3 protein-coding genes are annotated in these 6,853 nt (G+C 40.5%); 2 read left to right on the top strand and 1 reads right to left on the bottom strand.

The genetic code is table 11. The features are described from left to right. A partial coding sequence (locus tag BLQ05_RS06300) for a SprB repeat-containing protein (protein ID WP_218120818.1) occupies window positions 1-1,854 on the bottom strand: 1,854 nt, incomplete at its 3' end. A 725-nt stretch (window positions 1,855-2,579) separates the two neighbouring features. Here BLQ05_RS06300 and BLQ05_RS06295 point away from each other — a divergent pair. Both BLQ05_RS06295 and BLQ05_RS06290 read left to right on the top strand, forming a co-directional pair. Beyond that, entirely contained in the window at window positions 2,580-6,368 is a 3,789-nt protein-coding gene (locus tag BLQ05_RS06295; protein WP_023577376.1) for a reprolysin-like metallopeptidase, read from the top strand. A 136-nt stretch (window positions 6,369-6,504) separates the two neighbouring features. Beyond that, window positions 6,505-6,759 (top strand): hypothetical protein, encoded by a 255-nt coding sequence (locus BLQ05_RS06290; RefSeq protein ID WP_074460100.1) that lies wholly within the window; start codon window positions 6,505-6,507, stop codon window positions 6,757-6,759. Window positions 6,760-6,853: the final 94 nt, after the last annotated feature.

Here is a 6,853-nt window from a genome sequence, read left to right as displayed (position 1 = left end):
AGGAACCACACCTCCATTAGAAGCGGTCCATGCATAAGCATAAGGCGGTGTACCTCCCGATGGCGTTAAATCAATCGATCCGGTGGCCGCACCATTACAAAGTACATCCACATCGCTGATCTGACTTGATAAAGCGGCAGCCGGCTGACTGATTACCGCGCTGTTTTCGGCACGACAGCCTCCTGTAGTTCCATTGGCATCGGTAATGACAACACTATAAGTACCCGCTATCAATCCGGATAAATCCTGATCGTCTTCCTGACCAGCAGGAATCACACCTCCGTTAGTAGCGCTCCATGCGTAAGTATACGGTGGTGTACCGCCAGATGGACTTAAATCAATCGATCCGGTAGCTCCTCCATAACAAAGCACATCCACATCGCTGATTTGACTTGATAAAGCAGCATCAGGTTGATCGATAAGCACCTGACAAGATGAGGCGATGTCTGGAATTGGAGTCTGATCAACTGTATCGGTAACCACCACCAAATAGGTTTTATCACCACTCAACCCAGTAAAGGTATAAGTTGCGTAACTTTGGTTTAAGTCATTATCAACAGCAGGACTGGTGGCTATCGACTGCGTTAAATCTGAAGTATCGTAAAGATAAAAAATGTAAGCCGGAAATCCTGCAGAAGCCCTAACGGTAATCGAACCGGTTAGATCTCCGTAACAGGCCGGATTAGCCGAGTCGATTATTTCACATACAGGAGCACACGGATTTAATACGGTAAAGGTTGCTGCTACGGTATCGGTTTGACCACAGGCATCTGTGACACTCCACGTAACGGTAGTAAATCCACCGGTAAAGGAAGGTGCTTCAGGATTCGCTGGATCTATTATCGTTACAGTACCATATGGAGCAGTTCCTCCAGTTGGTACCGGAGTTGCATTCAGCCAGGTACTAAATGCAGTGTTGATTGCCGTTTGCGGATCAGAAACCCCACAAAGGGTGGTGGCACCGCCCGGAGCTTTGGTTATTTCCGGTACTGTCAAAGGATCCTGACCTATAGCAATGCCAGAAACCGTATCCGTACAACCTTTTGAATCTGTAACTATCACACTATAAGACCCTGCCACCAATCCGGAAAGATCCTGATCATCGGCTTGACCTGAAGGAATGACACCTCCATTGGATGCTGTCCATGCGTAAGTATATGGTGGGACTCCACCTGTTACTGATAAATTGATTGAACCAGTTGCACTTCCAAAACATTCTGCATCTACATGGGTTTCAGTAGCATTAATTGTCGTAGGAATATTAACATCTGGATTATCCCAACAATATTTACCGTTAGGATTATTGGCCAACGTTACAGGACACTCCCCATTAGCCGCGGTCCAAACTAAAAGAATATCGGTTATTACAAGCGTACTACCACAAGTAAAGGTAAAGTCAACGGGAGCCAAATCCTGCCCACCACCTATTTGGTCCGAATTTTTAAGAAGTGGTCCAAAACACATCGAAAGATTATGATTTACAATCCCGCCGCCAGGCAGGGTTTCCACAATCGTTCCACAAATCGCCAAATGTCTGCCACTACTCTCTGTATTATGGTTAACTCTAATAGTAAGAGGAGCAGTTACCGGACCACTTTCACACGTGTTACATGGACTTCCGGTATCTATACTGGCAGATAATACTCGAATATCATTTGCGGGACACTGACCATCTGTATACGCATCTGTAAGTAAACGCAAATCTTGTTGCTCTTGAGCAAACATCGAATTAATCGATAACCCGTAAAGGAAAAAAAGGAAAACTATCGAAAGTAAATATTGACAATACGATTTTGATTTTGTTATACCTTCAGTAGGGTTTTCATTTCTAAAAAAAGCTATTTTTCGTTTCATAATAATACGGTTTTAGAGCCATATTATTAGTGGGAGTTCAATGACAAATAAGGGGATTCCAAAAATTAACGCCCTTTTCAATCAAAAATTGAAACTCTAAAATTATTCAGAAAAAAAGAACAAAGAATAAATGTTAATTGATTTTTGTGGAGGTATTATTGCACAACGCAATCACAATTAACCATAAAACCGTCAAATAACCTTATTAAAGTTTATTGACACAAATTTAACATAATTTCAGTAATTCCCTTAACAAAATAATAACGTTTTTAAATCTTTAACATTTTTAACAAAACATTGATTACCAGATGCTTAACCGCAATTAAAGACATCTCATTAAGCGGATGCTTACCCCTCACAATTACTCGACTCAATTCAGTTTATTGAATTTCAATAAGAACAATTCGTACACTCCTAGTGACAAATCAACCGAACAAAAATGAAAACACGGGTTCTGATTTTTGCAACAGGAAATGCAACATAATATAGGATGAAATTACTTACAGATAAAGAGGAGTTATTAGTAGCCTTAAAAACATAATTTACTAAAATTCAATATATTACAGATTTTTTCTATCAATTTTATCCTAAAGAAATGTTCGAAAAACAGCACAAATCTTACAGTTTTAAAAAAAAACATGCATTTCATCGATTTTTTTGTTAATTTCATCGATATTTTGATTTAACTTGTTAGTTTTGAACCAGTTAACAAAAAGAAGTGATTTATGAAAAAATTGATTTGTGCTGCCCTATTATTTACCGGTACTTACGGAATTGCCCAAAACGGAAATGCTTTATGGAGAAAAAACACCACTAATGAATCTTCCGGAAGAAGTACTCAATCCCACTTACCGCAAAAAAACATTTTTGATTTGGATTTTTCCGCTATGAAAAAAATGTTGGCCAATTCTCCTAAAAGAGACGCTTCCAACAATACCTCCAATACAATTATCACATTACCAAACGGTGAAGGCCAAATGGAAAACTTCAAAGTTTACGAAAACTCGGTTATGGCTCCTGAATTAGCTGCCAAATACCCGGAAATAAAATCCTATGTAGCGCTTGGTGTGGATAACCCACAGGCCCGTGCCTATTTTAGTAATTCACCACTAGGCTTCAAATCCATGACGATTTACCCTGGTAAAGAAAGTGTTTTTATTGAACCGGTAAGTTCAGACAACACTTCTTATACCGTATATAAAAAATCTGACCATGAGAACCCTTTAGACCAATTCGAGTGTGGCGTCGTAGATACCGTTGTTGAAAAAAACAACCTGACTACTTCTACCCTTCGTGGCGCCGATGATGGCAAACTTCGCACTTACAGATTAGCGATTTCCTGTACAGGAGAATATGCTACCTATTTTGGCGGTACAAAAGCTCTAGCAATGGCAGCAATCGTTAACACTATGACACGAATTAACGGTGTTTTTGAAAAAGATTTCGGAGTGAGATTAGTCCTTATAGCGAACAACGATACGATTGTATACACCAATCCCACAACCGATCCCTATACCGATGCTTCAACGTATTGGGGTTCACAACTACAATCAAATTTAACCGCTACAATTGGTGAAGCCAATTATGATATTGGTCATTTGTTTGGAGGAACTACAGCTGGCGGAAATGCAAACTGTATTGGGTGTGTTGGCGTTGACGGCTTAAAAGGTAGCGGTTATACCGGAAAAAGTATCCCGTCCGGAGATTATTTTGATATTGATTATGTAGCTCACGAAATGGGACATCAATTAGGTGCCACACACACTTTTACCTATAGAACCGAAAGTGGGAGTAATTCACAAATGGAACCCGGTAGCGGATCTACCATAATGGGGTATGCCGGACACGGGAGTTATAATCTTCAATCGCATTCCGATGCCTATTTTCATGCTATCAGCATCCAACAAGTAACCGATAACATTAAAGCCAAAACTGCCGGAACAATTACAACTACAGGCAATGCGACTCCCGTTGTAAATGCCGGATTAGATTATACTATTCCCAAAGGAACGCCTTTTATGCTGACTGGTTCTGCAACAGATGCCAATACTAATGACGCACTGACGTATGCTTGGGAACAAATGGATTTGGGAAATTCAACTGCAACGGTACCTACAAATACCGCTGCAACTGGTCCTTTGTTTAGATCCTATTTACCAACAACATCGGCTACACGATATTTTCCGAACATGAATTCTATTCTAAGCGGCTTAACATCCACTCCAAATTCTCCGGTAAGTGCGACATTCAAAGTGGAAGCCTTACCCGAAGTAGCCCGTACCTTAAACTTCCGCTTAACCGTTCGTGATAACCGTGCCGGAGGTGGCGCTAATAATACAGACGATGCGGTTGTGACAGTGAACGGAACTGCCGGTCCTTTCACTGTAGATACTCAAAATAATGCCGTATCCTATGCTGCAGGTACCACACAAACCATCAGTTGGACAGTTGCCGGTACCAACGCAAACGGGATAAACTGTGCTAATGTGGACATTCTATTATCAACTAATGGTGGACAAACATTCCCTACCGTTTTACTGGCAGGAACTCCAAATGATGGTTCACAAAATATTGTAATTCCAAACATACCGGGAACTACCAACCGAATCATGGTTAAGGGAAGTAATCATATTTTCTTTGACGTGAACAATGCGAACTTCACTATTACCGGCTCTGGTTCTGCTGATACTACAGCACCAACGACTTCAACACTTTCCGCTTCCGGAACTACCACTTCAAGTACAAATCTGACTTGGACTGCCGCAACGGATAATACTGGAGTTACCGGTTATAGTGTATACCAAAACGGGGTTTTAAGAACAACAACTACCACAACATCATTGGCTGTAACAGGTTTAAACGCTTCAACAACATATGGCTTCTATGTAACCGCTAAAGATGCCGCTGGCAATATATCGTCAGCAAGCAACACGGTAAACGTGACTACTCTTGCTCCTGCAGACAGTACAGCACCTACGGCTTCAACACTAACCGCCACGGGAACAACAACCATAAGTACTAATTTGTCATGGACTAGTGCTAGTGACAATACTGGAGTTACCGGTTATAATGTGTACCAAAACGGAGTATTGAAAACAAGTACTACCGCTACATCATTGGCTGTATCAGGCTTAACAGCCTCAACTACTTACAGCTTCTATGTAAAAGCAAAGGATGCTGCAGGAAACCTGTCATCAGCAAGTAATACTGTAACCGCAACTACTTTAGCTGCGGCGGATACCACAGCCCCAACGGCTTCAACACTTTCTGCTTCAGGAACAACAACCTCAAGCACTAATTTGGCGTGGACAGCCGCTACCGACAACGTTGGGGTAACCGGGTATAATATATACCAAAACGGGGTATTCAAAACTACTACTACGGCTACATCATTGGCTGTATCCGGTTTAACTGCTTCAACTACTTACGGTTTCTATGTAACTGCAAAAGATGCAGCCGGCAATGTTTCAGCAGTAAGTAATACCTTAAGTGTAACCACATCGGCTCCCACATTAGCAGACGCCACCGCTCCAACTAGTACAAAACTTAGCTTTTCCGGAACCACTATTTCGAGTACAACCCTGACATGGATTGCTGCTTCAGACAATGTAGGGGTAACCGGTTACAATGTATATCAAAACGGGGTATTAAAAACCACCACTACCGCTACATCGTTAGCAGTAAACGGTTTGACTGCTGCAACGTCATACAATTTTTATGTCATCGCAAAGGATGCGGCTGGGAATCTATCGACTGCAAGTAATATGGTAACCGTAACGACATTAAGTGCTGCTACCACCTATTGTACATCAACGGGTAATACTATAAGAGAATATATTAACCGTGTACAATTGGGAAGCATTAACAATCTGTCGGGTAACAACAATGGCTACGGAAACTTCACTGCACTTTCAACAGACTTATCAGTAGGTTCAACAGCTACAATTACTATAAATCCGGCATGGAATGGTCGCTCAGACAATGAAGCATATTGTGTTTGGATTGATTTTAACCAAGACGGAAATTTTGGTTCTAATGAACTTGTCTTCAGTAAAACAAAAACAAAATCTTCTTCTGTAAGCGGTAGTTTCGTTATTCCTAGTACAGCCTCTATGGGAACCACTCGAATGAGAGTCTCTATGAAATACAATGTGTTACCTACAGCCTGTGAGGTTTACACCAACGGAGAAGTAGAGGATTACAGTATTAACATTGTTGCTGCATCTACTGCTAAAGAAGACAATGATGCTTTGAATGATTCGGTAACCGTGAAACAAGAAGTTAACAAACTGTCTTTCAAAGTATATCCGAATCCCGTAAAAGACGGAACCCTATATTTCACAGATGTTGAAAGCAGCGCTTCCTACCGCATTTATAACCTAATGGGACAGCAAGTAAAAAATGGCAACACTGACAACAATTCCATCAATGTAAGCACTTTAAAATCGGGAATTTATATTATTGATATTTCTGACGGCACATCAGTGGGCAGTAAGCGTTTCATCAAAGAGTAAATAAAACACTGACACCATCCTAAATAAAATAAGCTGCCCACGATTGGACAGCTTATTTTATTTATAACATGACTATATTTGATCATCATCGTGAAAAAGTCCTTCAACTCTTGAAATCGTTCAAAAAAGGCCATACATGAAAAACTTCTTTAGGGTAACGATTGCGGATTATCTGCAAAACATAAAACACACAAAACCAATTCATTACGGATTGGTTTTTTCTTATTTGGAGCGATTGGCTTGGTTTATGTTGGCCATCCGTTTTCCTGCTTTACGTTACAATTCCCGCCACTTTTTAATAGTGTCGGGAGATTTCCACTGCAATCAGGGCTGTATTGTAATTGTATTTTGCATTTGTAAAGTCCAAAAAACAAAAATCCTTTCAAATTAATGGTTGGAGTTTTAAACTAAAGATTACAAAACGCTCTATTTTAAGAAGTTGCAAGTTCTTCACTTTACTTTTCTCCAAAATGAAAACGATACAA

The sequence above is a fragment of the Flavobacterium saliperosum genome (assembly GCF_900100625.1).
Taxonomy (GTDB): Bacteria; Bacteroidota; Bacteroidia; order Flavobacteriales; family Flavobacteriaceae; genus Flavobacterium; species Flavobacterium saliperosum.
This window is presented reverse-complemented; position numbering and strand designations above follow the sequence as displayed.